The sequence below is a fragment of the Stenotrophomonas sp. 109824_Sma genome (assembly GCF_056480025.1).
In genome coordinates this window covers 1,340,497-1,366,101 of the sequence record NZ_CM151078.1, presented here as the reverse complement: position 1 = coordinate 1,366,101, position 25,605 = coordinate 1,340,497, and the positions used below count along the sequence as shown (strand labels likewise).

Here is a 25,605-nt window from a genome sequence, read left to right as displayed (position 1 = left end):
CCGCACCGGGCACCGCCCGGCGCGGTCGTCATCCTCGATCAACGATGCACGTGGCCGCGATGGCCCTGCGCGTCCTCGCCATGGTCGTGGCCTTCATGGCCCTCGTGCTCGCTGCCCTTGGCCGGCGCCGGCTCACCACAGGCTTCGCCGCAGTGGTCCGCTTCGATCTGCAGCGTCACGTGCTCGATCCCGAAGTCATCGTGCAGGCGCCCGCCCAGCTCACGGCGCAGCGCATCGGCATCGGTGCCGTCGCGCATCACGATGTGCGCGGTCAGCGCCGGGGTGCTGGAGGCCAGCGCCCACACGTGCAGGTCATGCACGTCCAGCACGGCGGCATGGCCGGACAGGCTGTCGCGCACCTTGGCCACGTCCATGCCCTTGGGCACGCCTTCCAGCAGCACGTTGATCGCCTCTCGCATCAGCACGTACGTGCGCGGCAGTACCCACAGGCCGATCAGTACCGCCAGGATCGGGTCGATCGGCTTCCAGCCGGTCCACTTGATCAGCAATGCACCGGCGATCACGGCCACCGAGCCGAGCATGTCCGCCCACACTTCCAGGTAGGCGCCCTTCACGTTGAGGCTCTCGCCACTGCCCGCCTGCAGCAGGCGCATCGAGATCAGGTTGATGACCAGGCCCGCGGCGGCGATCACCAGCATGCCGGAGGAGGCAATCTCCTGCGGCTCGCGGAAGCGCCCGACCGCCTCCCACAGGATGTAGGCGGCAACCACGAACAGCATGGCGCCGTTGATCATCGCGCCCAGCGCTTCCAGGCGTGCGTAGCCGTAGGTGCGGCGCGCGTCCGGCGGGCGCCGGCTCAGCCGCACCGCGACCAGCGCGATCATCAGCGCCAACGCATCGGTGGCCATGTGCGCGGCGTCTGACAGCAGCGCCAGGCTGTTGGTCCAGAACGCGCCCACCACCTCGACGACGAGGAAGGTGGAGGTCAGGCCGAGTGCCCACCACAAGGGTTTCTCGTGACGGATCTCGGATGGCAGGTGATCGTGGTCGTGGCCCATGGCAACAGCTCCTTTGCGATGCGGTGCAGGCTACGCCGTGCTGGCGGGGGAGACTATTACGGTGTTTATAACATTGCAGGCCACGCGGTCCCTCACCGGGCATGGCCCGGCGCTACCGGAGCGTGGCCGGTAGCGCCAGGCCATGCCTGGCGAAGGCAGCGGACCGACGTCCGCGTGCGCTCAGAACCCGAAGCGCAGGCTGGCCCAGTACGCGCGGCCCGGCTCGTTGTAGGTCGCCGCGCCGGCATCGCTGCTGTTGGCCTCGCGGAACAGGCGCTTGTCGGCCAGGTTGTTCACGCCGAAGCCGAAGCTGACCGTCTCGGTCACCTTGTAGCGCGCGCTCACGCCCCAGATGTTGTAGGCGCCGCGGTCCTGCAGTGCGATCGACGCATCGCAGCTGCCGGTGCAGCGCGGATCATTGTTGATGTTGGTGGTGGCCGGCTTCTGCTTGCCGTAGAAGGTGCCGGTCAGCAGCACCGACAGCTTGTCGGTGGCCTGCCAGTCCAGCATCGTGTTGATCGTGTACTTCGGGATCACCGACAGCGGCTGGCCGGTGCTCTTGTTCTCGTTCTCCACCATGTACGTGAAGTTGTTGCTCCACTTCAGGCGGTTGCCCTGCTCGCCCAGCAGCGGAATCACCAGGTTGCCTTCAAGCCCCTGCACGATCGCCTTCGGCGCGTTCTCCCAGCGGAAGATGCGGCCCTTGGTGTCGGCGGTCAGCCCGATCTGGGTGTAGCCAGCCTGGATCTTGTCCTTGTAGTCGTTGTGGAAGTAGGTCAACGAGGCCTGCCAGCCGCTCTGCGGTGCCCACTCGATGCCCAGTTCCTTGTTCAGGCTGGTTTCCGCCTTCAGGTCTGCGTTGCCGCGCATGTAGCAACCAGCACCCAGGCTCGGCAGTGCATTCGGGCAACCATTGCCACGGGTGTAGTACAGGTAGTCCGGGTTCGACTGGTACAGGTTCGGCGCCTTGAACGCGCGCGCGATGCCGCCCTTCACCACCCAGTCGCTGTTGATGCGGAACTGCGCATTGAGGCTGGGGCTGGTGTTGTTGCCGAACTGGCTGTGGTGGTCGAAGCGCAGCCCCGGGGTAACGATCCAGCGCTCACCCAGGTAGATGTTGTCTTCCACGAATACGGCGGTGGTCTGCGCATCGGCCTTGCCGCGCGCACGGTCGGCCGACAGCCCCGGGAAGCCGCCGCCGCTGCTGCTGGACTGGCTCATCGAATACGGGTCGGTCAGGCGGCTGTCCAGGTATTCAAAGCCCAGCGTCCAGATGTTCTCGGCGCCACCCAGCGTGGTCGGGAAGCTCACTTCGCCATCCAGCTGGTAGTTGCGCAGGCGCGAGGTCGACCAGTCGGTGCCGTTGAAGCTGCCTTCCGGGCCACCGGCCAGGCCTTCGTTGATGCGCGAGTTGTTCACCGCTTCCACTGCGGCGGTCACCCGCGAGGTCACGTCGCCCCAACGGCCGCGATGGGTGATCGCGCCGGTATTGCGGTACATGCGGTTGGTTTCCGCCTCGCCCTCGGCCAGTGCCGCCAGGTCGACACCGGTCGAGGTACCGGTGGTGCTGACGGCGCGGTCGCCAGCGTAGATGTTGCCCTGGCGGCTGGTACCGGCTTCGAACTCCACCACCTGATCGGCGGTGATGTCCCAGCGCAGCAACGCGTTGACGTCGCGGTTCTTGACGCCCTCGCGGCCAGCCGGCGGCACCGCGTTCGGGTTGGTCGCGTACTGGCGGTTGAGGTCCAGCGAGTCCGCGTCGGTCTTGTTGAGATTGCCGTACAGGCGGAACGACAGGGTGTCGGTCATCGGCCCGCTCAGCTGCAGGCCGACGCGCTCGCTGCCGCCTTCGGCGCTGTGCTCGGGCACCAACCCATACAGGTCGACCGCACCGGTCAGGTTGCCGGTCGGGCGCTTGGTGATGATGTTGACCACGCCGCCGGACGCACCGGAGCCATAGCGCGCCGCCGCAGGGCCGCGCAGCACTTCGATGCGCTCGATCATTTCCGCCGGCACCCAGTTGGTATCGCCGCGCGTATTGCGCTCACCGCTGCGGCCCATGCGTACGGCGTCACGCGCACCGATGCGCTTGCCATCGACCAGGATCAGCGTGTTCTCCGGGCCCATGCCGCGCAGGTCGATCTGGCGGTTGTTGCCGTACTGGCCCGAGGCGCTGTTGCCGGTGAGGTTGACGCCCGGCATGGTGCGCAGCAGTTCGGCGATGTCGTTGGCCGGTGGGCGCTTGGCGATGTCCTCGGCGGTGATGGTCGAAGTGCCCAACGCCTGGCGGGCGATCTGCGAGGCGGTGACATGCACCGTGTCGATATCGGTGGCGTCGGTTTCGGCCTGGGCGGTCAGGGCGCTGCCCGCCAGCAGGGCGGCAACGGCGAGCGCCAGCGGGCGCGGCGAAAGGACAACGGCTCGGGACATGATCTGGACCTTCTGGCAGGGCAACGGGGCCTCTGGCAAAGGGCTTGAGGCAACGACGAGGGGGAGGCGGAGCAGTCCCGCAGTCACCTGCGGCCCGATCCGTGTGCGCATTCTCCCATTAATGCGAGTGATTCTCAAATGCGTTCACTCATTGCCGCAGCGACGCCGATGTGCTTTGCGCACCGTGCAACCCTGCACCGCGCGTAAACTGGCCGGCTAACCCGCCATCAACCGTATGCCGCCGCGGCCGATACCCGTGGTTTGCCGTACGCAGTCAGAGATCGACGTGGAACCACCCCAATTGGACGATGCCAGCCAGCCGCTGGCCGAAGCCTGGCAGCACTGCCTGCAACAGGCCGGCCCCGCCGCCACCGCGCTGCTGCGCGCCGCTGCCATCGACGCCCCGCCCGCGCTGGCCCAACGCTTCTACGAAGTACTGCTGCAGGACGGACGTGCACGCCGCTTCCTGTCCCACGATCAGGTCAAGCAGCGCCTGCAGCCGGCCATGCAGCGCTGGCTGGTGCAGCTGCTGACCACCGATGCCGACGGCATTGCCGCCACCGTCGCCTCGCAGCGGGTGATCGGCGATGTGCATGCCCGGGTCGGCATTCCGGTCGACCTGGTCACCCGCGGCGCACGCGTGCTCAAGCACGAGCTGTTCGTGCGCCTGCGCGATGATGCGCCCAACAGCGCCATTGCGTTCGCCGCCATCGACTGCCTCAGCGCGATCATGGACATCGCCATGGAAGGCATGACCCTGGCATACACCCATGCCCGCGAGCGCTCGACCCGTGCCGATGCTGCGTACCGGCTGTTCTCGCTGGTGCAGAACGTCGGCACCGAACGCGAGCGCCAGCGGGCACTGCTGCTGGACTGGGAGAACGCCCTGCTCTACGCGTTGGCCGGTCATGTGCAGGCCAGCGACAGCGCCAGCCTGGCGACATCGGAGTTCGGCCTGTGGTTCACCCACAAGGGCATCCCCAGCTTCGGCGAGAGCAGCGAGACCCAGCAGGTCGGCCAGCTGATGGCCCGCATCGACAGCAGCCTGCAACAGGCAAGCCATGATGCCCCGGCACAGCGACTGGCCGTGCTGCCGGCCATCCGCGAGGACCTGGCCGCCATCCGCACGCTGATGACGCTGCTGTTCGAGCGCATCGGTGAACTGGATGCCGGCAGCGATGCCCTGACCAACCTGCTCAACCGCCGCTTCCTGCCTACCGTGCTGCGCCGGGAGATCGAACTGGCCACGCGCAACCGCACGCCGTTCTCGCTGCTGCTGCTCGACCTGGATCATTTCAAGGCGATCAACGACGGCCACGGCCACGATGCCGGCGACCGCGCGTTGCAGCACGTCGCCGGCCTGCTCGGCCAGCTCACGCGCGGCAGCGACTACCTGTTCCGCTATGGCGGCGAGGAGTTCGTGGTGGTGCTGGTCGCGGCCAGCGAGTCGCAGGCCTCGGTGATCGCCGAGAGCCTGCGCCGGCAGATCGCACACTCGCCGGTGGCACTGGCCAATGGCCAGGTGCTGTCACTCACTGCCAGCATCGGCGTGGCCGGCCATGACGGCCACCCGGACTACGAGCGGCTGATGGCACGTGCCGACGCGGCGATGTACGAGGCCAAGCGCAGTGGCCGCAACCGCGTGGTGGTGGCCAGTGCGGACCTGCAGGAAGCCCCGGGGCGGCGTGCACTGCAACGCTGATGGCGCGCCGCCTCTACCGACAGCCGGCACTACCGATACGGGCACCAGCCGCTGCTTTCACCGCCACCACCCGCCACGCGGCCCACCACAGCAGCGCCAGCAACGCGATGCCTGCACCCAGCAGGCACACGGCAGGCCAGCCGTGCCGGGCCTGCATCCAGGGTCCGGCCGCCGCACCGGCGCCACTGCCCACCGCATAGAACAGCATGTACAGCGCCACCAGGCGCCCATGCTGTTCTGCCGGCGCGCGCAGCAGCAGCGCCTGGTTCGATACGTGCAGTGCCTGCCCACCGAGGTCGAGCACGATCACGCCCAGCAGCAGCAACGACAGCGACTGCGGCAGGCCCAGCAGCGGCCACCACGCGGCCAGCATCAGCAGCAGTGCGCCAAGACTGACCCGATCGGCGAAACCGCGGTCCATCCAGTGCCCGACCCGCGCCGCCATCAATGCGCCCACTACGCCGGCCAGGCCGAGCGCACCGATGGCCGCGGTGGACCACTGCAACGGAGGCGCCGACAACGGCAGCGGCGCCGCCGCCCAGAACACGTTGAGGCCAGCAAACAGCAGCAACGCCAGCGGCCCACGCTCGCGCAGACTGCGGTCCCGGCGCAGCATGCCCAGCATCGAACCCAGCAGTGCGGACCAGCGCGGCGGTACCGCCGGTACCGGCACCGCCGGCAGGCGCCGCCACAACAGCACGGCCAAGGCCGCCATCATCGCTGCCGACAGCAGATAGACCGCACGCCAGCCGATGGTGGCCGCGATCGCGCCCGATACCACGCGCGCCAGCAACAGGCCGATGAACACGCCGCCCTGCACCACGCCCACCACGCGGCCGCGCTGCTCCGGCGGCGCCAGCGTGGCGGTATAGGCGATCAGCCCCTGGGTCAGCGCGGTGCCCAGCAGGCCGGCCAGCAGCATGCCCGACAACAGCCATGCCGCAGTCCGGGCAGCCGTCAGCCACAGCAGGCCCAGCACCAGCGCCATCAACTGCAGCCGCAGCAGACGTCGCCGGTCACCGCGATCGGCCAACGGCAGCAGGCCAAGCAAGGCCAGCACACTGCCGGCCTGGGTTGCCGCCAGCACTGCGCCCGCCACGGCACGGTCCAGTGCGAAGCCCTGCGCCAGCCGATCCAGCAGCGGTTGCGCGTAGTAGACGTTGGCAACGCTGGCGCCGGCCGCGACCGCGAGCAGGATCAGCAATGGGCGGGAAATCAATGGAACGCTCATGATGTGGTTGCAATTTGAAACTTGGTGCAGGCTATCGCCATTGGTTTTAAACTGCAACCACATCCGGAGGCCCCAGCATGCACGCCAACAGTCCCTGCCCCGTCGCCCGCAGCGCCGACCTGCTCGGCGACCGCTGGGCGTTGCTGGTCATCCGCGATGCCTTCGATGGCATCACCCGCTTTGGCGACTTCCAGCGCAGCCTCGGCGCGGCGCGCAACATCCTCAGTGATCGCCTGCGCAGGCTGGTCGAGGCCGGCATCCTGCAGCTGCAACCGGCCTCCGATGGCTCGGCCTACCAGGAATACGTACTCACCCACGCCGGCCAGGAACTGTTCCCGCTGCTGGTCGCGCTGCGCCAGTGGGGAGAACGCCATCGCTTCGGCGCTGGTGAAGCTCATTCGCAGCTGATCGAATCCAGCACGCGGCGACCGCTGCCCTACATGCAACCGCACGGGCGCGACGGTCAGCCCCTGCAGGCCGCCGCGACCCGCGTGCGCAAGCTCAAGGACGACGGGCGCGGCGCCTGATCCACCCATTCGCGCACACCACGATCCGGCCGCGCCGGTTAGCATCGGATGTTTCCGCCGCAGGACGCCGCCAATGCCGCGCTATCGCCCTTCCCTGATGACCGTCCTGCTGCTGCCGCTGCTGGCCTGGGTCGCCGGAGCCACGCAGGCCCGCGAGGTTGCCGCGCCCGCCGACCACGTGCAGGCCGATGGCCCCTATGTATTCCGCGAGGGCACGCAGCTGCAGGCCAAGTGGATCTGCGACGACAAGGTCGAGTCGCGCACGCTTGCCACGCAGGCCGCAGGCACCGACATCGCCCCACGCTGCGGCTACGGGCACACCGTGCATGTGGCCGCGCCGAATGCACCTTCGATCTCCGTACTGCCGGCCGCGCCGCGCATCGTCGCGCTGTCCGACATCCATGGCCAGTACGGGCTGCTGGTGCGCCTGCTGCGCGCCCACCAGGTCATCGACGCGCAGGACCGCTGGGCACTGGGCAAGGACACCCTGGTCATCGCCGGCGATGTGTTCGATCGCGGCCCGCAGGTGACCGAGGCGTTCTGGCTGCTGTATGGCCTGCAGCAGCAGGCGGCCGCCGCCGGCGGCACAGTGCACTTCGTGCTCGGCAACCACGAAACCATGGTGCTGTACGACGACCTGCGCTACGTCAACCCGAAATACCTGCGCAGCGCCCAGCTGCTCGGCCGCAGCTATCCGCAGCTGTACGGCGCCGATTCGGTGATCGGGCAGTGGCTGCGCACCCGCCCGGTACTGCTGAAGATCGGCGACACCCTGTTCCTGCACGGCGGCATCTCGCCCGAGGCGGTGCAGCTGGCGCTGGACCCGACGCGCACCAACGCGGCCTATCAGGCGTCACTGGGCCTGCCCAAGGCCGAAGTGAAGGCCGACCCGGCCACCGCACCGCTGTATGACGGCAAGACCAGCCCGATCTGGTACCGCGGCTATTTCGATGGCCGCCTCGACACGGCGGGGGTACAGACCGTGCTCGATCGCCTGCAGCTCAAGCGCATCGTGGTCGGCCACACCTCGATGCCGCACGTCAGCAGCTTCCATGGCGACCGCGTGATCGCCATCGACAGCAGCATCAAGAACGGCGAGAACGGCGAACTGCTGTTCATCGAGGATGGCAGGCTCAGCCGCGGCCTGCTGGACGGCTCACGGGTGCCGCTGGCACAAGGCGAGCCCGGCCTGCAGGACTGAATGGCGGGACAGCGCGACGGCCCCCGGCGGTGTCGTCGCGCTCCACCTTCACCCGGTTTGCGGCTACCCTCGGCAACCGAGAGGCCCACCCCGTCCATCCGCTGGGCCCGACCGATACAGGAGCCCCCCGCGCATGCGCGTTCTGATTGCTGAAGACGACCCGGACATCGCCTCCGGCCTGTGCGCCTCGCTGCGCCGACAGGGGCACGTGGTCGACCACGTCGACAACGGCGCGCACGCCGACGCCGCGCTGGGTTCGACCCAGTACGCACTGCTGGTGCTGGACCTGGGCCTGCCGCAGCTGGATGGCCGCGACGTGCTGCAGCGCCTGCGCCAGCGCGGCGATGGCCTGGCGGTGCTGGTGGTGACCGCCCGCGACGGCCTGGCCGAACGCGTGCGCGTGCTCGACCTCGGTGCCGACGACTACCTGGTCAAACCGTTCGCGCTGGACGAATTCGAAGCGCGCGTGCGCGCACAGCTGCGCCGCGTGACCAGCAATGGCAACCCGGACCTGCGCATCGGACGCCTGCGCCTGGACCTGGCCGGGCATCGCGTGTGGATCGACGACCAGTCGCTGGAACTGACCGCGCGCGAGTTCGGCCTGCTGTCGGCGCTGGCAGTACGCGCCGAGCGCATCGTGTCGCGCGCGCAGCTGGTGGAGGCGCTGTGTGACTGGGGCCAGGACCTGACCGACAACGGCCTGGACATCGCCCTGCACCGCCTGCGCCGCAAGCTGCAACCCGGCGGCATGGGCATCCGCACCGTGCGCGGGCTGGGCTACATGCTGGAAGACGCGCAGGACGACAGCGCCCCGTGATCAGTGGACCACCCAGCCTGCGCCGGCGCCTGCTCGCCTTCCTGGCGTTGCCGATGCTGGGCCTACTCACCTTCAATACGATCCTGGCCTACTACGTTGCGCTGGACTATTCCAACCGCATCCACGACCGCAACCTGATCGACGACACGCACTCGTTCGCGCAGATGCTGAGCACCATGCCGGTGACCAGCGACCTGTCTCCGCAGGCGCGCTTCCTGATCGAGTACGACCCCGACGGCCATCGCTATTTCAACGTCGACAGCAGCCGCAAGGGCACCCTCAGCGGCAACGCGGACTTCAGCCCGTATGCCCCTTCGCAGGACTGCACCGGCGTGCATCCGGCGCTGTACGACGGCAACCTCAATGGCCAGCAGGTGCGCATGGCCACCGTCTGCACGCAGGCGATGAACGACCCGCAGGACCAGCTGGCGGTGACCGTGGCCGAAAGCATGGCCGACCGCCGCCAGCGTGCGCGCGAGATCCTGATGATCATCATCCCGCTGATGACCATGCTGGCGCTGGGCACCGCTGCGCTGGTCTGGTTTGGCGTGACCTACGGCCTGCGCATCCTCACGCCGCTGAGGACCCGCCTGGCGCAGCGCCGCGGCGAACTGGCGCCGATCTCCGATGCCGACGTGCCGGAAGAGATCCAGCCACTGATCAGCACCATCGACGATCTGTTTGCGCGCCAGGCGGAAATGATCACGCTGCAGAACCGCTTCATCGCCGATGCCGCGCACCAGCTGCGCTCGCCGTTGGCCGGCATGGCCCTGCACGTGGACCAGGCGCTGGCGCATGGCGACCCGGACACGGTACGCGAGGCGCTGCAGCACATCCGCCGGCTCAACCAGCGCACCGCGCGGGTCAGCACCCAGCTGCTGGCGCTGAGCCGTGCGCAGACCGTGCCCGATACCGTTGAAGCGCTGGACCTGTGCGAACTGGTGCCGCAATGGGTCGGCATGCGCGTGCCCGAGGCGATCCGCGATGGCATCGATCTGGGCTACCGCGGCAGCCCCCATCCACTGCGCGTGCTCGGCAACGGTGCCCAACTGCAGGAAGCACTGGACAACTTGATCGACAACGCGCTGCGCTACGCCGGCCGCGATGCGACCGTCACGGTCGGCGTGCATGCGCTGGACGACAATGACGTCGAACTGTACGTGGAGGACAACGGACCCGGCGTACCCGAGGACGTGATGCCGCGGCTGGGCGAGCGTTTCTTCCGCGCGCCCGGCACCACCGCCAGCGGCACCGGCCTGGGGCTGGCCATCGCCCACGAAGCGGTGGAGCACTTCGGCGGCCGACTGACCTTCCTCAACCGTGCCGGTGGGGGCCTGAAGGTCGCCATCACGCTTCCGCTGCTGAAGGCCCCCTGACCCGGACCGGGGCGCTGAAAGGCTGGCGAAAATCGCGCTTGCGATCCTGACCATCCCCACTGCCGTCCCGGAGCCGCCAGGTGACCGAATCGCACGACTTCTTCCTCCCCGGTGGCCCGCAGGGCGTGCTGCTGGTCCACGGCCTGACCGGCACCCCGGCGGAAATGCGCATGCTGGGCAAGGGCCTGAACAACGCCGGTTTCACCGTGCACGGCGTGCAGCTGCCCGGCCATTGCGGCACCGTGGATGACCTGCTGGCGACCACCTGGGAACAGTGGTACCAGGGCGTGGAAGATGCGGCGGCGAGCCTGCGTGGCAAGGTCGACCAGTTGTTCGTCGGTGGTCTGTCGATGGGCGCGGTACTGTCGCTGGCGCTGGCTGCACGCCGCCCCGAGTGGGTGTCCGGCGTCGGCGTGTATGGCGCCACCTTCCGCTACGACGGCTGGAACATTCCCGCCGTGGCCCGCCTGTCGTTCCTGCTGCCGTGGTTCAAGCGCTTCAACATCGGCCGCGACCGCATGTTCATGGAAGAACCGCCCTACGGCCTGCGTGACGAGCGCCTGCGCGCGCAGGTCAGCGCCGCCATGCTGTCCGGCGACAGCGCCGCTGCCGGCCTGCCGGGCAACCCCTGGCACGCGCTGGCCGAGATGCGTGCCCTGAGCAACTGGACCCGTCGCCACCTGCATCAGGTCACCGCGCCGTGCCTGGTGATGCACGCCCGCGAAGACGACGTGGCCAGCATGGGCAATGCCGAACTGGTGATGTCGCGGGTCAGTGGCCCGAAGGAACTGGTGGTGCTGGAAGACAGCTACCACATGATCACCATCGACCGCGAACGCCGCGACGTGATCCGCCGCAGCGCGCGCTTCTTCACCGAAATCGGTGAACGCAGCGGCGTCCTCAAGGCGGTGGCCTGAGATGGGGGCACTCGCCACGCTGCTGTGGCTGGCCAATGTCGTGCTCGATACCGGTGGCCAGCTCGCCTTCAAGGCCGCCGCCAGCGACCCGCAGGACGGCGAAGGACTGCAACGCTGGAAACACATGCTCAGCCGCCCCTGGCTGTGGATCGGCATCGCCTGCTACGTGCTTGAGTTCGTGGCCTGGATCGCGTTCCTGTCGTTGGTACCGTTGTCCAAGGGCGTGCTGCTGGGCTCGATCAACATCGTTGCGCTGATGATCGCCGGCCGCTTCCTGTTCCGCGAAAAGCTCACGCCGCTGCGGGTGACCGGCATGCTGCTGGTCACGGCGGGCGTGGCGGTGGTGGGGGCGGGCTCATGAGGCGCCTGTATGTGATCGGTTTTCCGCTGCTGATGGCCTTCGACACGCTGGCCCAGCTGTGCTTCAAGTACGCCGGTGACGCCGCGTTGCCGGTCGAGGCCAACACCGCCTGGCTGCTGCGCGTGCTGTCGCAGCCGTGGGTATACGGTGCCATCCTCGGCTACGTCGGCGCGTTCTTCACCTGGATGAGCCTGCTGCGCCACGCTCCGATCGGCCCTGCCTTCGCGGCCTCGCACCTGGAAGTGATCAGTGTGCTGCTGCTGTCGGCGTGGCTGTTGAACGAACCGCTGACCCTGCACCACCTGGTGGGCGCGGTGCTGATCGTGGCCGGCATCGTCTGCCTCGGCCGCGCCGAAGCGGATGACCCGCACAGCCCCGCCGAAAGCACCTCGTGAGCGGGCTGCGATGAGCCTGTTCGCGCGCGAACTGCCTCCGACCGCCGGCCTGCCGATGCAGGCCAGCGACTTCCTTCCCGGTGGCGGCGAGCTGCGTGACATCCTGGCCAAACAGCTCGGCACACCGCCGCTGCAGCTGACCTGTTCCGGCACCCACGCGCTGCTTATCGCGCTGCGCACCCTGCGCAAGCGTGCGCCCAAGCGTGATACCGTGATCCTGCCGGCCTACACCTGCCCGCTGGTGCCGATCGCGGTGCACAGCCTCGGCCTGCGCGTGCAGCTGTGTGATACCCGCCGCGGCCACTTCGACTTTGATCCGGCACAGCTCTCGCGCCTGGCCGACGCACGCACGTTGGCGATCCTGCCCACGCACCTCGGCGGACGCATCGCCGATGTTGAACTGGCCGCCGACATCGCGCATGGCGCCGGTACCTGGGTCATCGAAGATGCCGCTCAGGCGCTGGGCGCGCGGGTCGGCAACAGCAGCGTCGGCCTGCGTGGCGATATCGGATTCTTCAGCCTGGCCGCCGGCAAGGGGCTGAGCCTGCACGAAGGCGGCCTGCTGGTCAGCCGCGATGACGAACTGCGTGCCGCGCTGGCCGAACATGCGGCCGAGCAGGTCCGTTTCAGCCTGCGCTGGGAGCTGCTTCGCAGCGTGCAGCTGCTGGGCCTTGCCGCCTGCTACCGCCCCTCGCTGCTGTCGCTGGTGTACGGCAATCCACTGCGCAGCGCACTGCAACGCGGTGATCTGGAAGAAGCGGTCGGCGATGTTTTTCCGCTGGACATCCCGCAGCACCGGGTCAGCCACTGGCGGCAGAACATCGGTGCCCATGCTGCACGGCGGCTGCCGGCGTTCCTGCAGGCCGGGCGCCTGCGCGCATTGCAGCTGCGCGTGCAGCTGGCACAGCTGCCGGCGGTGGAGGTGGTCGATGGCCTGGCCGGTACCGGCGGCACCTGGCCGATGCTGATGCTGCTGCTGCCCAGCCAGCGCGCGCGCGATGCCGCACTGGACGACCTGTGGCCGCGTGGCCTCGGTGCCAGCCGCATGTTCATCCATGCCCTGCCCGACTACGCCTACCTGCGTGGCATCGTGCCGCAGGACGACATGCCGAACGCGCGCGACTTCGCCGCACGCATGCTGACCCTCGGCAACAGCGCCTGGCAGACCCGTGAAGAGACCGCGCAGATCCTGCAGGCGCTGGCCGCCGCGCAGCCCTGAAACGGCTATTTTCCGGGCATTGCGCCCATTCAGGATGTTCGATTCCTGAACACTTTCCCCACCCCGCAGTGCAGCCTTTCAACAGGAAAGGAACGAGAAAGGCTGCCTGCCTACATTGAGCCTGCCCCGGCACCGTGCCGGACGCCTTTCTCATCGACGGACCTGCCCATGCACTGGAGCATCCTGTGTGACTTCGACGGCACCATCAGCCTCGAAGATGTCATCGACTCGCTGCTGGAGAAGTACGGCCAGCCGGGCTGGCAGGAACTGGAAGACCAGTGGAAGTCGGGAAAGATCGGCTCGCGTGAATGCATGCAGGGCCAGGTGCGGCTGCTGAAGCTGGACCCGGCCACGCTCGACGCACACCTGGACCAGGTAAAGATCGATCCGGGCTTCGCCGCCTTCGTCACCCGCGCCGAGCAGCTGGGCCTGCCGCTGCGCATCGTCAGCGACGGCCTGGACTATGCGATCCACCGCATCCTCGCCAACCATGGCCTGCCGCCGCTGCCGGTGGTGGCCAACCACCTGCGCTGGTGCGAAGACCACTGGGAACTGGAGTCGCCCTACCAGGCCGAGGGGTGCCGCAGCGGTACCTGCAAGTGCACCTGCGCCGCGCAGGCGCGTGCCAACGAAGCGCCGCGCGTGCTGATGATCGGCGACGGCAGTTCGGACTTCTGCGTGTCCGAGGATGCCGACTTCGTGTTCGCCAAGCGCCGCCTGATCACCCATTGCACCCATGCCGGCATCGAGCATGCCGCCATCGATACCTTCCACGATGCAATCGCACTGTTGCCGCGCTTGCTCGATGGCAGCCTGCTGCAGCCACGTCGCCTCGACGCCAGCCCGCAGCCCGCCGCACTGCCACTGCTGCTGGCCACCGCCTGAGCACTCCCTTCCAGGCACGCTCCCCCGTTACCCCTTTCGAACGTCCTTCACGGAACCGAACTGCATGAACATTTTTGACAAGAACGCCGATTCGGCTGCCTCCGACGCGCAGCTGCTGGCCGACGAAGCCCGCTACAGCTCCTTCGGCGACACCGTCCACTACGTCGACCCGCCGAAGATCTTCCAGCGCGGCGAAGGCAGCTACATGTTCGACGGTGCGGGCGTGCCCTACCTCGACCTGCAGATGTGGTACTCGGCCTGCAACTTCGGCTACAGCAACAAGCGCCTGAACGACGCGCTGAAGGACCAGATCGACACCCTGCCGCAGGTCGCCAGCCAGTACCTGCACCCGACCCGCGTGCAGCTGGCCAAGACCATTGCCGTGGACATGCACGAGAAGTTCGGCCTCGACGGCCGCGTGCACTTCAACGTCGGTGGCGCGCAGGCCATCGAAGACTCGCTGAAGATCGTGCGCAACGCGCGCGGCGGCAAGAGCCTGATGTTCGCCTTCGAAGGCGGCTACCACGGCCGCACCCTGGGTGCGTCGTCGATCACCTCCAGCTACCGCTACCGCCGCCGCTACGGCCACTTCGGCGAGCGCGCGATGTTCATCCCGTTCCCGTACCCCTTCCGTCGCCCGAAGGGCATGACCCCGGACGAGTACTCCGACCACTGCGTTTGGCAGTTCGAGCGCCTGTTCGAAAGCGAGTACAACGGCGTGTGGGATCCCAAGGTCGGCCAGGCCGAGTACGCCGCGTTCTACGTCGAGCCGATCCAGGGCACCGGCGGCTACGTCATCCCGCCGCGCAACTTCTTCACCGGCCTCAAGCGCGTGCTGGACAAGTACGGCATCCTGATGGTGGTCGATGAAATCCAGATGGGCTTCTGGCGCACCGGCAAGCTGTGGTCGATCGAGCACTTCGGCGTGACCCCGGACGTGCTGGTGTTCGGCAAGGCGCTGACCAACGGCCTGAACCCGCTGTCGGGCCTGTGGGCGCGCGAAGAGCTGATCAACCCGACCGTGTTCCCGCCGGGTTCCACCCACTCCACCTTCAACTCCAACCCGCTGGGCACCCGCCTGGGCCTGGAAGTGCTGAAGCTGGGCAAGGAAATGGATTACGAGCGCACCGTGCCGGAAAAGGGCGCGTACTTCCTCGACGGCCTGCGTGGCCTGCAGAAGCGCCACCCGGAAATCGGCGACGTCGACGGTCTGGGCCTGGCCCTGCGTGCGGAAATCTGCCAGACCGACGGCTACACCCCGAACAAGGAACTGCTGGACCGCATGGTCGACATCGGCCTGGCCGGTGACCTGCTGCACGACGGCAAGCGCATGGGCCTCGTGCTCGACGTGGGTGGCTGGTACAAGAACGTGATCACCTTCGCGCCGTCGCTGGACATCAGCTACGAAGAGATCGACCTGGCGATCACCCTGCTCGACCAGGCGCTGACCAAGGCCAAGGGCTGAGGTCGATGCGCTGCCGGTTCCCGTGCCGATGGAGATGACGTCACGCGCATCCAGCACCGCGCTGGAACCGGCCGCGCTGCTGGAGGGCTTCCTGGCCCACCCGCCGCTCGGATTCGAGGCGGGCCGCCTTCCCAGCGGCCTGCCGACCTTCCGTGCGCCGCTGGACCTGACCACCACGATGGATGACGACCTGCGCGGCAAGCTGCTTGGCCTGCCGCTGTCGCGCCTGTGGCGGCCATGGATCACCTGGAAGACCCGCTTCGTCGGTGCCACCAGCACCGAGTACACCCCGCTGCCCGCGCACGTCGCACCAGAGGCATTGGCCGAGGACGTGACGCGTCACGCGATCGGCGATACGCGGCTGCTGGTAGTCAAGGACCTGGCGATCGATTCGCCGCTGCTGGACGACGCCGCCAACGCACACAGCGGTGCCTTCCTGCAGGCGCTGCTGGCACGCGGCTTCGTCGAACTGGAAGGCATGCCGCTGGCCTGGGTGGCCATCGATTTCGATTCGATCGATGGCTATCTCGGACGCCTGTCGTCCTCGCGCCGCAAGAACATCCGGCGCAAGCTGCGCTCGCGTGACGAGCTGCAGATCGAGTGCATCGCCACCGGTGATCCGGCCCTGGCCGACCCGCGGCTGCAGGCCGAACTGTATGCGCTGTACCTGGGCGTGTACGCGCAGAGCGCGGTGCATTTCGACCAGCTCGACCTGCCCTATTTCCAGTACCTGCTGGCCGACAGCCTGGGCCAGGGACGGATGTTCCTGTACCGCCACCAGGGCCAGCTGATCGGCTGGAACCTGTGCTACGTGCATGCCGGCAAGCTGGTGGACAAGTACATCGGCCTGGCCTATCCGCAGTCGCGCGAGCACAACCTGTACGCGGTCAGCTGGATGCACAACCTCGAATACGCGCTGCAGCACGGCCTGAGCCACTACGTGGCCGGCTGGACCGACTCGCGGATCAAGGCCGAGCTCGGCGCCCGCTTCACCTCCACCCGGCACGCGATCCACGCACGCTCCCCGCTGCTGCGCGCCGCCCTGCGCAGGCTGGCCCCGTACCTGCAGGGCGAACCTGATGGAGGCGGTTGAACGATGCCGTTGCGTTCCCCGTTGATCCTGGACCTGGATGGTGGCGTGCTGCCGCTGCCCCAGGCGCAGACCCTGGCCTTGCCGCAGTGGCACGATCCACTGCGCTTCGCCTGCAGCAATGCCACCCTCGACCGTTTCGCCGCTGAAGTGCTGGCACCGCTGCCGGCCCAGCTCGGCACGGTGATGCTCGGCAGCGGTGATTTCCATCATCTCAGCCTGCCTCTGCTGCGTCGCATGCGCGCGCAGGAGCCGTTCCAGCTGGTGGTGCTGGACAACCATCCGGACAACATGCGTTTCCCGTTCGGCATGCACTGCGGTTCCTGGGTGAACGCGGCCAGCAAGCTGCCGCAGATCTCGCACATCCATGTGCTGGGCATCACCTCCAGTGACATCGGCCTCGGCCACGCCTGGGAGAACCACTGGCGCCCGCTGATCGGCGGTCGCCTGACCTACTGGTGCATGGACGTGGACGTGGGCTGGGGGCATCGCCTCGGCATGCGCCACGCCTTCCGCCGTTTCGAGCATCCCGAAGCGCTGGTGGCCGCGTTCGCTGCAGAGCAGGCGAAGTCGCCACAGCCGACCTACCTGTCGATCGACAAGGATGTGTTCGCCGAGGACGTCGCCCGCAGCAACTGGGACCAGGGCCGCTTCCAGCTGGAACATGCGCTGGTGGTGATCGAAGCGCTGCGTGCCGGCGGCCTGGTCGGCAGTGACATCACCGGCGAAGTGTCGCTGGCCAACTATCGGAGCCGCTTCAAGCGCTGGCTGTCCTCGCTGGATGGACAGCCCGACATCAGCGCCGACGATCTGCCGGTGTGGCAGGCACGGCACCAGCAGGTGAACCGCGAACTGCTGGCGGCGATGGCCTCGGTGCCGACGGCCTGCTGACCGCGTCCGGTCGTGCCGGCTGCTGGCCAGCCTTGGTTGGCAACGACCAGCCCCAGGCAGCGTCGGTAGTGCCGGCCGCTGGCCGGCAACCTCATTGTTCCCGGGCTCACGAGGATGCCGGCCAGCGGCCGGCACTACACTGGACGCCTGCCCCAGGAGCCCTCGCCATGCCCCAGACCGTCATTCCGCAACTGCGCATGCGCCATGCCGATACCACCCTGCCGTTCTACGTGCAGGGGCTGGGCTTCGTGGTCGACTGGGAACACCGCTTCGAACCCGGCTTCCCGCTGTTCGCCCAGCTCACCCGCGACGGCCAGACGATCTTCCTCACCGAACACAGCGGCGACTGCGAAGTCGGCGGCGCGGTGTACTTCATCGTCGAGGACGTCGACGCCCTGCACCGCGCCTTCAGTGCCGCAGGCGTCCCCATCGAACAGCCGCCGCATGACACCGAATGGGGCAGCCGCGAGATGCTGCTGCGTGACCCCGACGGCAACCGCCTGCGCTTCGCCACCGACGCCAGCTGAACCGGGCGGCCTTGAGCTGGATATACGAAACATATACGCTTCGTATATCCACTCCTCCAGGACCGCCCATGGGCATCGTCAACATCGATGACACCCTGCACGACCAGCTGCGTCGTGCCTGCACCGTCTCCAGCCGCTCGATCAATGCCCAGGCCAACTTCTGGATCCGGGTCGGCATGCTGTGCGAGATGAACCCCACGCTGAGCTTCCAGGACATCGTCGCCAGCGAACTGCGGGCGGCCGGCGTGCAGCCGCCGCTGCTGGCACCGGGGCAGGTCTGAGCAGATGGCGATCATCAAGCGCCCCGACGAGATCGCGCTGATGGCCGAATCGGGCCGCCTGCTGGCGCAGGTGTTCGCCGCGCTCGACCGGCTGCCGCTGCAGGGCCGCAGCACGATGGAGATCAACGATTTCGTCGAACGCATGATCGTCGATGAACTGCAGGCGCGGCCGGCCAGCAAGGGCCAGTACGGCTTCCCGTATGTGCTCAACACCTCGATCGACAACGTGATCTGCCACGGCGTGCCCAGCACCACCGACGTGCTGCGCAACGGACAGATCGTCAACCTCGACATCACCCTGGAGAAGAACGGCTACATCGCCGACTCCAGCACCACCTACCTGGTGGGCGAGGTCGACTACGCCGCGCGCAGGCTGGTGCAGACCACCTACCAGGCGATGTGGAAAGGCATCGCCGCGGTGCGCCCCGGCGCGCGCCTGGGCGACATCGGCCACGCCATCGCCCGTCATGCACGCAGCCACGGCTACAGCGTGGTGAAGGAATACTGCGGCCATGGCATCGGCCAGGAGATGCACGAGGATCCGCAGATCCTCCACTACGGCCATCCCAACACCGGCATGGTGCTGGAAGAAGGCATGGTGTTCACCATCGAGCCGATGCTCAACCAGGGCAAGCCGGCCATCCGCCAGCAGCCGGACGAATGGCCGGTGTACACCCGCGATGGCAAGCTGTCTGCCCAGTTCGAGCACACCGTGGCGGTTACCCGCAGCGGCGTGCGCGTATTGACCCTGCGCCCCGGCGAAACGCCATTGTGCGCGGTGGAAGCGGCCTAGAGCGGACGCAACAGCAGCAGCGTGGCCAGGCAGAACATGAAGATCGCGACGCCCGCATCCAGCACCCGCCAGGCGCCCGGCCTGCGGAACACCGGCTGCAACAGGCGCGCGCCATAGCCCAGCGTGCAGAACCAGGCCACGCTGGCGGCGCAGGCACCGGCGGCGAACGCCCAGCGCAGGTCACCGGGGTAGCGCGTGGACAGGCTGCCCAGCAACACCACGGTATCCAGATAGACGTGCGGGTTGAGCAGGGTGAAGGCCAGGCAGGTCAGCAGCACCTGCCGTCCGCTGCCGCCCTGCGCCTCGGCGGCGGCCAGCGCACTGCCACCGCGCCATGCGCGCAGCCCCGCCTGCAGGCCATACCAGAGCAGGAAGGCCGCGCCACCGAAGCGCAGCACCTGCAGCAGCAGCGGCCACTGCAGCACCAGCGCGCCCATGCCGCCGACGCCGGCGAGGATCAGCATGATGTCCGCGCCGGCACAGGCCAGCACCACCCTGCCCACATGGCGCTGCTGCAGGCCCTGGCGCAGCACGAACGCGTTCTGCGCACCGATGGCGATGATCAGGCCGGCACCTGCGAACAGGCCGGCGGCGGTAGCGGCGATCCACATCAGGACAGGCCAGGCAGCGAGGGGACGCGCAGGGTGCGGCCGCCGCCACTGTTTAGACAAACTGATTTTTCTTTATCCTGTGCAGGAAAACTGAAGAGACACCGGCATGGATCTGGTACATCCGCAACTGGCCGCCTTTGCTGCGGTGCTGGAAGAAGGCAGCTTCGAGGCCGCGGCACGCCGCCTGTCGATCAGCCCGTCGGCCCTGTCGCAGCGGATCAAGGCCCTGGAGGACAGGCTCGGCCAGGTCCTGGTCGTGCGCCAGGCACCGTGCCGGCCGACCACCGCGGGCGAAGCACTGCTGCGCCGGGTACGACCGATGCAGGCACTGGAAGCCGAGGCGCTGGCCGAGCTGCTGCCCGAGCGTGGCAGCGACGCTGCGCGCACGCCGATCCCGCTGGCGGTCAACGACGACTCGCTCGATACCTGGTTCGTGCCGGCCATCGCCGACCTGCACCAGCGCCACGGTTACCTGTTCGACCTGCGCATGGACGACCAGGACCACACCCTGCAGCTGCTGCGCGATGGCAGCGTACTCGGCGCGGTCACTGCCGAAAGCCAACCGGTGAAGGGCTGCAACGTGCACCCGCTCGGCGCGATGCGCTACCACGCCATCGCCTCGCCCGGCTTCGCCCGCCAGTACTTCAGCGACGGCATGCAGGCCGCAGCCCTGGCGCGCGCACCGATGCTGGTGTTCAACCGCAAAGATGAACTTCAATGGCGCTTCGTGCGGCGCCTGACCCGCGCGCGGCTGCAGCCGCCGCTACACTACCTGCCCTCCTCCACCGGTTTCGTCGAAGCCGCCGCGTGCGGACTCGGCTGGGGCATGGCCCCGGAAACCCTGGTCGCGCCCGCCGTGCGCGCCGGCCGCGTGGTGGTACTGGAACCCCGCCGCTGGCTCGATGTGCCGCTGTACTGGCAGCATGCCGCCGTGCGCTCAAGCACGCTGCAGCACATCACCCAGGCGCTGCGCACTGCGGCCAGCGGCACCCTTCGTTGAGGACAAACCGATGATCGCAGACCCGGGCTTCACGCCGCGCGCACTACCGTTTGCGCACTTCTTCACCATTGGGACGGCATGGGCGTGATCGGCCGACGTACAAGGATGCACCGCGCGAAGGCCGCGCTGGCGTTGACGCTGGCAACCTGCCTGCCACTGGCTGCGCCGGCGCAGACCCTCACCGATGCACCGGCTTTGGACTGGGAACAGGCACGGCAGCGCCTGGAACAGGTCTCCGATGCGCTGGCCGCCGCCGACGCCGCCGTGCGCAACAAGCAGGACCTGCAGGAAGCGACGCGTCTGCTGCGCCTGCCGGAAATCACCGGCGAAGTGCGCCGCCTGCAGTTCCAGAAGACCCTCACCCTGCCACTGGGTTCGCTGGCACCGGTGGCCGAGGCCTATGGCATCGACTCGCCGCTGTCGTTCACCGAACGCGACTGGCGTACCCGCCCGGTGGTGACCGCCGTGCTGCCGCTGTACACCGGCGGTGTGATTCCGGCCGCGCAACGTGCGGCCAGCGCCGCACACGAACAGGCCAGTGCCGAGCGCGAAGCACAGCGTCAATCGCTGACCGTGCAGCTGGCCCAGGCCTATTTCGGCCAGCGCCTGGCCGAGCAGGCGGTGGACGTGCGCCGCGACGTGCGTGATGGCCTCAACCGCCACCTGTCCGACGCAGAGAAGCTGGAACGCGAGGGCTTCGCCACCCGCGCGCAGCGCCTGCAGGCCACCGTGGCCCGCGACAAGGCCGAGCGCGAATACCAGAAGACGGTGAACGACCTGGCCACGCTGAAGGCCGCGCTGGCCACGCTGCTGCGCAGTGGTGGCGAGGTGCAGCCGGTGTCGCCGCTGTTCGTGCAGCGCGTGCCGCTGGAACCGGTGACCAGCTTCGAGCGCACCGCACAGGCCCGCCAGCCGCAGATCGCACGCCTGCGGGCGATGGTGGCGCAGGCCGAACAGGGCGTGCGCGTGCAGCAGGCCAAGCTGAAGCCGCAGATCTTCGCCTTCGGCCAGTACGACTTCCGCCGCCGCGACGAGATGCTGACCGATCCGGACTGGGCGTTCGGCATCGGCCTGAAGTACACCTTCCTGTCGCCGAACTCGCGGCCGGCGCAGATCAGCGCCGCGCGTGCGCAGCAGGACCAGGCCGAAGCGGGCCTGCGCGAGGCCGAGAACCAGGTCGCGCTGGGCGTGCGCAAGGCCTGGAACGAACTGGAAACCGCGCGCCAGCAGTACGTTCTGCTCGACAGCAGCATCGCCCAGGCTCAGGAAAACCTGCGCCTGCAGGAGCTGGCGTTCCGCGAAGGCCAGGCGACTTCGCTGGATGTGATCGACGCGCGGCTCGGCCTCGGCGGCGCCCGTGTCGAGCGCGCACAGGCCGCCTACCAATACGATATTGCGCTGGCACAGTTGCTGGAGGTCAGTGGACAGATGGACCGTTTCGAAGAGTTCCGGCGGCGTGCGGACGAGGTGATCGACCATGAGTGATGTGCTGCACGACGATGCGACGACGCCCCCGGGCAAGCGCCGGTTGGGACCGATCCTGATAGTGGTGCTGCTGGTCGTGGTGGTGCTCGGCCTGTGGCTGGCCTGGCGCAGCCCGGGCGACCAGATCCAGGGCATGGCCGATGCGGACACGATCAACGTGGCCGCCAAGATCACCGCGCGCGTGGCCGAGCTGAAGGTGCGCGAGGGTGACCGCGTGCAGCCCGGGCAGGTGCTGTTCCTGCTCGACAGCCCCGAAGTGGCCGCCAAGGAACAGCAGGCGCACGGCGCATTGGCCGCCGCACAGGCGGTGGCCGACAAGGCCGACGAAGGCGCGCGCAGCGAGGACATCCGCGCTGCCGAAGCGAACTGGAAGCGGGCCGAAGCCGGTGCGACGCTGGCTGAAGCCACCTACCAGCGCGTGCAGAACCTGTTCAACGAAGGGGTGATGACCCGGCAGAAGCGCGATGAAGCACATGCCCAGGCCACCAGTTCGCGTGAACTGGCGCGTGCCGCCCGCGCGCAGTACGACATGGCCCTGGCCGGCGCACGCGAGCAGGACAAGCGTGCCGCGCAGGGCCAGGTGCAGCAGGCACAGGGCGCGGTAGCCGAAGTCAACGCCGCGCGTGTCGAAGTGGAAGGGCGCGCGCCGGTCGCCGGCGAGATCAACAAGCGCATGGCCGACCCGGGTGAACTGGTGCCGGCCGGCTACCCGGTGTTCACCCTGGTCGACATCGACCGCATGTGGGTGGCGATGAACCTGCGCGAATCGCAGATGCAGGGCCTGAAGGTCGGCAGCAAGCTGCAGGGCAGCGTGCCGGCACTCGGCCTGGATGGCGAATTCGAGGTCTACTTCATCAATCCGGCCGGTGACTATGCAACCTGGCGGACCACCCGCCAGTCGTCCGGCTACGACGTCCGCAGCTTCGAGGTGCGGGTGCGCCCGGTACGCCGCATCGAGGGCTTCCGCCCCGGCATGAGCGTGCTGTTCGCATGGCCCCAGCACTGAGCCCCGGCCGCGGCGGCTTCGCCGCCAGCTGGCGGCGCGAGCTGTGGTCGCTGCGCGGCAACCGCGCCGACCTGCTGCTGGTCACCCTGCTGCCGCTGCTGATGCTGGTGGTGATGGCGTGGATGTTCACCCCTTCGGTGATGCGCGACATCCCGATCGCTGTGGTCGACCTCGACCACAGCAGTGACAGCCGCCTGCTGCTGCGCATGCTCGATGCCAGCCCCGGCGTGCGCATCGCCAGCCAGCCGGTGGACCTGGAAGACGCATGGTCGCAACTGCGCAGCCTGGACGTGTTCGCCATCGTGCTGGTGCCGCGCGATGTCACCCGGCAGGCGTTGCGTGGACGCCAGGGCACGGTGTTCGCCTATTACAACGCCACCTACATGACCACCGGGCAGTCCGCGGCGCGCGATATCGGCGACGCGGTCTCGGCCTGGAACGCACGCCTGCTGCGCGAGCGCATCGGACTGCAGGTCGGTCCGGGCAAATTGCGTGCGGCACCGATCGCGGTGCAATCGGACATCCTGTACAACCCGGCGCGCAGCTACGAGCTGTTCCTGCTGCCACTGATCTTCCCCGCGGTGCTGTCGCTGGTGCTGGCACTTGCGGTGGCCGGCAGCCTCGGCCGCGAGATCCGCGACGGTACCCTGCCCGCCTGGCTGGGCCGCACGCCTTGGCTGGCGATTGCCGGCAAGGTCGCGCCGTACATCCTGCTGTTCTCGGTGTATGGCGCACTCGGCATCGGCTACCTGGCCTGGCTGCGCGGCGATGGCGTGGCGGGCAGCGTGCTCCTGCTGCTGCTCGCACAGCCGCTGTTCTACCTGGCCACGGCCGCCTACGCGCTGTTCTTCGTCGGCGTCACCCGCGACATGGGCACCGCGCTGTCCGCGGTCGGCCTCAGCATCGGCACCGCACTGGCGTTCTCCAGCGCCACCTTCCCGGTGCTGGATGGCCCCCTGTTCACCCGCATCTGGCATCAGCTGCTGCCGCTCAGCGCCTACATCAAGCTGCAGACCCAGCAGCAGTTCATCGGTTCGCCGCTGCAGGTTTCGGTATGGCCGTTGGCCACGCTGCTGCTGATGGCAGTGGTGGCCGGTGGCATCGGTGGCCTGCGCCTGATCGCCTTTGCGCGTACGCCTGCCGCCGCGCAACCGGCAGGGGCCGACGCATGAGCGCACTCTGGCGCAGCCTGCGGCAGACCCTGATGGCGGTGCTGTGCGACCGCTATGCGATCGTGGTGATGGTCGGCGCGGTGATCCTGTACTCGTTCTTCTACCCGGCCGCATACCGCCACCAGGTAGCCGGCAACCTGCCGGTGCTGGTGGTGGATGAAGACCACAGCGCGACCAGCCGTGAGCTGCTGCGCAAGTTCGATGCACTCCGGGTGGCACGCGTGGTCGGGCAACCGGCAGACATCGACAGTGCCCGCCAGCAGCTGGAAGCCGGCCACGCCGAAGGCATCGTGCTGATCCCGGCCAACCTGGAACGCGACATCCTGCGCGGCCACCCGGCCAAGCTGGTGCTGCTCGGCAACGGCGCCTACCTGGGGCGTGCCAGCTGGGTGCTGGGCAGCGTGGCCGATGCACTGGGCGCGTTCGGGCGTGAGGCGGTAGTCGGCCAGGCCGCCTTCATGGGCGCACCGCAGGCACCACCGGTCACCCTGGTGCAGCGCCCGCTGTACAACACGCAGGAAGGCTATGGCAGCGCCATCGTGCCCGGCGTGGCCGAGCTGATCGTGCACCAGACGCTGCTGATGGGCATCGGCGTCCTGCTCGGCGGCCGCCGCCTCGCGCTCGGCCGGCGCCTGCGCTTCGACCTGCCGACCCTGGCCGGCATGGCGATGGGCTTCGGCCTGATCGGCCTGTTTGGCCTGTTCTACTACGCCGGTTTCACCGCCTGGGTGCAGGACTATCCGCGCGGCGGCAACCCGCTGGGCCAGCTGCTGGGCGGCACCTTGTTCATCGCCGCCACCGTGGCCTTCGGCCTGTTCGTCGGCAGCTTCTTCCGCACCCGCGAACGCGCCTTCCAGTACATCATCGCCACCTCGATCCCGCTGTTCTTCCTGGCCAACCTGTCGTGGCCGGCGGTGATGACGCCACAACCGCTGGTCTGGCTGGCGCAGCTGTTGCCGACCACCTCGGGCATCAACCTGATGGTGCGCCTGAACCAGATGGACACCAGCCTGGCCGAAGTCAGCCACGAACTGATCACCCTCACCGCCCTGCTGCTGCTCTACGGCAGCCTCGCCACCTGGCGCCTCCTCGCAAAAAAGGGGACGGAGGGGATTAAGTCGTAAGCGGCCGGTTGGGGGGGATTGCGACTTAATCCCCTCCGTCCCCTTTTCCTGCAACGAAGAACGCCGGCGCGGGGCCGGCG

General features: G+C 68.2%; 25 protein-coding genes. 21 read left to right on the top strand and 4 right to left on the bottom strand.

Annotation, left to right across the window (positions count from 1 at the left end):
• Positions 1–38 precede the first annotated feature (38 nt).
• Together ACZK1G_RS06345 and ACZK1G_RS06340 are read right to left on the bottom strand one after the other, a co-directional pair.
• Positions 39–1,019, bottom strand: coding sequence for a cation diffusion facilitator family transporter (locus tag ACZK1G_RS06345; RefSeq protein WP_101765157.1), 981 nt, complete (start codon positions 1,017–1,019; stop codon positions 39–41).
• A gap of 180 nt (positions 1,020–1,199) precedes the next feature.
• Positions 1,200–3,449 carry a TonB-dependent siderophore receptor gene (locus ACZK1G_RS06340; protein WP_101766386.1) on the bottom strand — a complete coding sequence of 750 codons (2,250 nt, stop codon included), beginning with the start codon at positions 3,447–3,449 and terminating at the stop codon, positions 1,200–1,202.
• 286 nt (positions 3,450–3,735) lie between these two features.
• Here ACZK1G_RS06340 and ACZK1G_RS06335 point away from each other — a divergent pair, with 286 nt between their 5' ends.
• Entirely contained in the window at positions 3,736–5,151 is a 1,416-nt protein-coding gene (locus tag ACZK1G_RS06335; RefSeq protein ID WP_101766385.1) for a GGDEF domain-containing protein, read from the top strand.
• A gap of 13 nt (positions 5,152–5,164) precedes the next feature.
• Here the strand turns inward: ACZK1G_RS06335 and ACZK1G_RS06330 are convergent, their stop codons facing one another.
• On the bottom strand, positions 5,165–6,382 hold the full coding sequence (locus ACZK1G_RS06330) for an MFS transporter (RefSeq protein WP_049446353.1): 1,218 nt from the start codon (positions 6,380–6,382) through the stop codon (positions 5,165–5,167).
• A 77-nt stretch (positions 6,383–6,459) separates the two neighbouring features.
• On the opposite strand from ACZK1G_RS06330, the gene ACZK1G_RS06325 reads away from it, so the two are divergent.
• The 15 genes from ACZK1G_RS06325 (at position 6,460) to map (ending at position 19,127) form a co-directional block, all read left to right on the top strand.
• Positions 6,460–6,909, top strand: a complete 450-nt coding sequence (locus ACZK1G_RS06325) for a winged helix-turn-helix transcriptional regulator (RefSeq protein WP_014036442.1) — start codon at positions 6,460–6,462, stop codon at positions 6,907–6,909.
• 73 nt (positions 6,910–6,982) lie between these two features.
• Positions 6,983–8,110, top strand: coding sequence for a metallophosphoesterase (locus ACZK1G_RS06320; protein WP_101765156.1), 1,128 nt, complete (start codon positions 6,983–6,985; stop codon positions 8,108–8,110).
• 133 nt (positions 8,111–8,243) lie between these two features.
• A complete protein-coding gene (locus ACZK1G_RS06315) occupies positions 8,244–8,927 on the top strand; it encodes a response regulator (protein WP_008265770.1) in 684 nt (227 codons plus the stop codon).
• Positions 8,924–10,303 (top strand): sensor histidine kinase, encoded by a 1,380-nt coding sequence (locus tag ACZK1G_RS06310; RefSeq protein ID WP_101765155.1) that lies wholly within the window; start codon positions 8,924–8,926, stop codon positions 10,301–10,303. Before ACZK1G_RS06315 ends, ACZK1G_RS06310 begins: the two co-directional genes overlap by 4 nt.
• A gap of 80 nt (positions 10,304–10,383) precedes the next feature.
• Positions 10,384–11,220 (top strand): alpha/beta hydrolase, encoded by an 837-nt coding sequence (locus ACZK1G_RS06305; RefSeq protein ID WP_049446362.1) that lies wholly within the window; start codon positions 10,384–10,386, stop codon positions 11,218–11,220.
• Between the two features lies 1 nt (position 11,221).
• Positions 11,222–11,581 (top strand): EamA family transporter, encoded by a 360-nt coding sequence (locus ACZK1G_RS06300; RefSeq protein WP_006425769.1) that lies wholly within the window; start codon positions 11,222–11,224, stop codon positions 11,579–11,581.
• Complete coding sequence (locus tag ACZK1G_RS06295) at positions 11,578–11,976, top strand: DMT family transporter (protein WP_075674983.1); 399 nt, start codon at positions 11,578–11,580, stop codon at positions 11,974–11,976. The genes ACZK1G_RS06300 and ACZK1G_RS06295 overlap by 4 nt, the downstream gene beginning before the upstream one ends.
• Positions 11,977–11,986: 10 nt before the next feature.
• A complete protein-coding gene (locus ACZK1G_RS06290; RefSeq protein WP_101765153.1) occupies positions 11,987–13,195 on the top strand; it encodes a DegT/DnrJ/EryC1/StrS family aminotransferase in 1,209 nt (402 codons plus the stop codon).
• Between the two features lie 168 nt (positions 13,196–13,363).
• Positions 13,364–14,080, top strand: coding sequence for an MtnX-like HAD-IB family phosphatase (locus tag ACZK1G_RS06285; RefSeq protein ID WP_101765152.1), 717 nt, complete (start codon positions 13,364–13,366; stop codon positions 14,078–14,080).
• Between the two features lie 64 nt (positions 14,081–14,144).
• A complete protein-coding gene (locus ACZK1G_RS06280; RefSeq protein WP_014036434.1) occupies positions 14,145–15,545 on the top strand; it encodes an aspartate aminotransferase family protein in 1,401 nt (466 codons plus the stop codon).
• Between the two features lie 28 nt (positions 15,546–15,573).
• A complete protein-coding gene (locus tag ACZK1G_RS06275) occupies positions 15,574–16,638 on the top strand; it encodes a GNAT family N-acetyltransferase (protein WP_049446372.1) in 1,065 nt (354 codons plus the stop codon).
• A gap of 3 nt (positions 16,639–16,641) precedes the next feature.
• Entirely contained in the window at positions 16,642–17,526 is an 885-nt protein-coding gene (locus ACZK1G_RS06270; protein ID WP_101765151.1) for an arginase family protein, read from the top strand.
• A gap of 167 nt (positions 17,527–17,693) precedes the next feature.
• A complete protein-coding gene (locus ACZK1G_RS06265) occupies positions 17,694–18,053 on the top strand; it encodes a bleomycin resistance protein (protein ID WP_071228487.1) in 360 nt (119 codons plus the stop codon).
• A gap of 68 nt (positions 18,054–18,121) precedes the next feature.
• Complete coding sequence (locus ACZK1G_RS06260; RefSeq protein ID WP_005415768.1) at positions 18,122–18,334, top strand: ParD-like family protein; 213 nt, start codon at positions 18,122–18,124, stop codon at positions 18,332–18,334.
• A gap of 10 nt (positions 18,335–18,344) precedes the next feature.
• Entirely contained in the window at positions 18,345–19,127 is a 783-nt protein-coding gene (gene map / locus ACZK1G_RS06255) for a type I methionyl aminopeptidase (RefSeq protein WP_197622032.1), read from the top strand.
• Here map and ACZK1G_RS06250 read toward each other — a convergent pair.
• Complete coding sequence (locus ACZK1G_RS06250; RefSeq protein WP_049446381.1) at positions 19,124–19,738, bottom strand: LysE/ArgO family amino acid transporter; 615 nt, start codon at positions 19,736–19,738, stop codon at positions 19,124–19,126. The two genes, map and ACZK1G_RS06250, sit on opposite strands and share 4 nt — an antisense overlap.
• Positions 19,739–19,844: 106 nt before the next feature.
• On the opposite strand from ACZK1G_RS06250, the gene ACZK1G_RS06245 reads away from it, so the two are divergent.
• The 5 genes from ACZK1G_RS06245 (at position 19,845) to ACZK1G_RS06225 (ending at position 25,525) form a co-directional block, all read left to right on the top strand.
• Positions 19,845–20,738 carry a LysR family transcriptional regulator ArgP gene (locus tag ACZK1G_RS06245; RefSeq protein ID WP_101765149.1) on the top strand — a complete coding sequence of 298 codons (894 nt, stop codon included), beginning with the start codon at positions 19,845–19,847 and terminating at the stop codon, positions 20,736–20,738.
• Positions 20,739–20,816: 78 nt separating this feature from the next.
• Positions 20,817–22,223 carry a TolC family protein gene (locus tag ACZK1G_RS06240; protein ID WP_101765148.1) on the top strand — a complete coding sequence of 469 codons (1,407 nt, stop codon included), beginning with the start codon at positions 20,817–20,819 and terminating at the stop codon, positions 22,221–22,223.
• Positions 22,216–23,229, top strand: a complete 1,014-nt coding sequence (locus ACZK1G_RS06235) for an HlyD family secretion protein (RefSeq protein ID WP_049446385.1) — start codon at positions 22,216–22,218, stop codon at positions 23,227–23,229. The genes ACZK1G_RS06240 and ACZK1G_RS06235 overlap by 8 nt, the downstream gene beginning before the upstream one ends.
• A complete protein-coding gene (locus tag ACZK1G_RS06230) occupies positions 23,214–24,401 on the top strand; it encodes an ABC transporter permease (RefSeq protein ID WP_049446388.1) in 1,188 nt (395 codons plus the stop codon). Before ACZK1G_RS06235 ends, ACZK1G_RS06230 begins: the two co-directional genes overlap by 16 nt.
• Positions 24,398–25,525, top strand: coding sequence for an ABC transporter permease (locus ACZK1G_RS06225; RefSeq protein WP_049446390.1), 1,128 nt, complete (start codon positions 24,398–24,400; stop codon positions 25,523–25,525). The genes ACZK1G_RS06230 and ACZK1G_RS06225 overlap by 4 nt, the downstream gene beginning before the upstream one ends.
• Positions 25,526–25,605: the final 80 nt, after the last annotated feature.

Bases quoted from the DNA above. Each gene is read 5' to 3' on its own strand.
- ACZK1G_RS06320 (WP_101765156.1), top strand. From the start codon at position 6,983: ATGCCGCGCTATCGCCCTTCCCTGATGACCGTCCTGCTGCTGCCGCTG.
- ACZK1G_RS06240 (WP_101765148.1), top strand. From the start codon at position 20,817: ATGGGCGTGATCGGCCGACGTACAAGGATGCACCGCGCGAAGGCCGCG.
- ACZK1G_RS06295 (WP_075674983.1), top strand. From the start codon at position 11,578: ATGAGGCGCCTGTATGTGATCGGTTTTCCGCTGCTGATGGCCTTCGAC.
- ACZK1G_RS06340 (WP_101766386.1), bottom strand. From the start codon at position 3,449: ATGTCCCGAGCCGTTGTCCTTTCGCCGCGCCCGCTGGCGCTCGCCGTT.
- ACZK1G_RS06230 (WP_049446388.1), top strand. From the start codon at position 23,214: ATGGCCCCAGCACTGAGCCCCGGCCGCGGCGGCTTCGCCGCCAGCTGG.
- ACZK1G_RS06235 (WP_049446385.1), top strand. From the start codon at position 22,216: ATGAGTGATGTGCTGCACGACGATGCGACGACGCCCCCGGGCAAGCGC.
- ACZK1G_RS06275 (WP_049446372.1), top strand. From the start codon at position 15,574: ATGGAGATGACGTCACGCGCATCCAGCACCGCGCTGGAACCGGCCGCG.
- ACZK1G_RS06290 (WP_101765153.1), top strand. From the start codon at position 11,987: ATGAGCCTGTTCGCGCGCGAACTGCCTCCGACCGCCGGCCTGCCGATG.
- ACZK1G_RS06325 (WP_014036442.1), top strand. From the start codon at position 6,460: ATGCACGCCAACAGTCCCTGCCCCGTCGCCCGCAGCGCCGACCTGCTC.
- ACZK1G_RS06260 (WP_005415768.1), top strand. From the start codon at position 18,122: ATGGGCATCGTCAACATCGATGACACCCTGCACGACCAGCTGCGTCGT.
- ACZK1G_RS06330 (WP_049446353.1), bottom strand. From the start codon at position 6,382: ATGAGCGTTCCATTGATTTCCCGCCCATTGCTGATCCTGCTCGCGGTC.
- ACZK1G_RS06280 (WP_014036434.1), top strand. From the start codon at position 14,145: ATGAACATTTTTGACAAGAACGCCGATTCGGCTGCCTCCGACGCGCAG.
- ACZK1G_RS06250 (WP_049446381.1), bottom strand. From the start codon at position 19,738: ATGTGGATCGCCGCTACCGCCGCCGGCCTGTTCGCAGGTGCCGGCCTG.
- ACZK1G_RS06225 (WP_049446390.1), top strand. From the start codon at position 24,398: ATGAGCGCACTCTGGCGCAGCCTGCGGCAGACCCTGATGGCGGTGCTG.
- ACZK1G_RS06315 (WP_008265770.1), top strand. From the start codon at position 8,244: ATGCGCGTTCTGATTGCTGAAGACGACCCGGACATCGCCTCCGGCCTG.
- ACZK1G_RS06345 (WP_101765157.1), bottom strand. From the start codon at position 1,019: ATGGGCCACGACCACGATCACCTGCCATCCGAGATCCGTCACGAGAAA.
- ACZK1G_RS06300 (WP_006425769.1), top strand. From the start codon at position 11,222: ATGGGGGCACTCGCCACGCTGCTGTGGCTGGCCAATGTCGTGCTCGAT.
- ACZK1G_RS06265 (WP_071228487.1), top strand. From the start codon at position 17,694: ATGCCCCAGACCGTCATTCCGCAACTGCGCATGCGCCATGCCGATACC.
- ACZK1G_RS06285 (WP_101765152.1), top strand. From the start codon at position 13,364: ATGCACTGGAGCATCCTGTGTGACTTCGACGGCACCATCAGCCTCGAA.
- ACZK1G_RS06245 (WP_101765149.1), top strand. From the start codon at position 19,845: ATGGATCTGGTACATCCGCAACTGGCCGCCTTTGCTGCGGTGCTGGAA.
- ACZK1G_RS06270 (WP_101765151.1), top strand. From the start codon at position 16,642: ATGCCGTTGCGTTCCCCGTTGATCCTGGACCTGGATGGTGGCGTGCTG.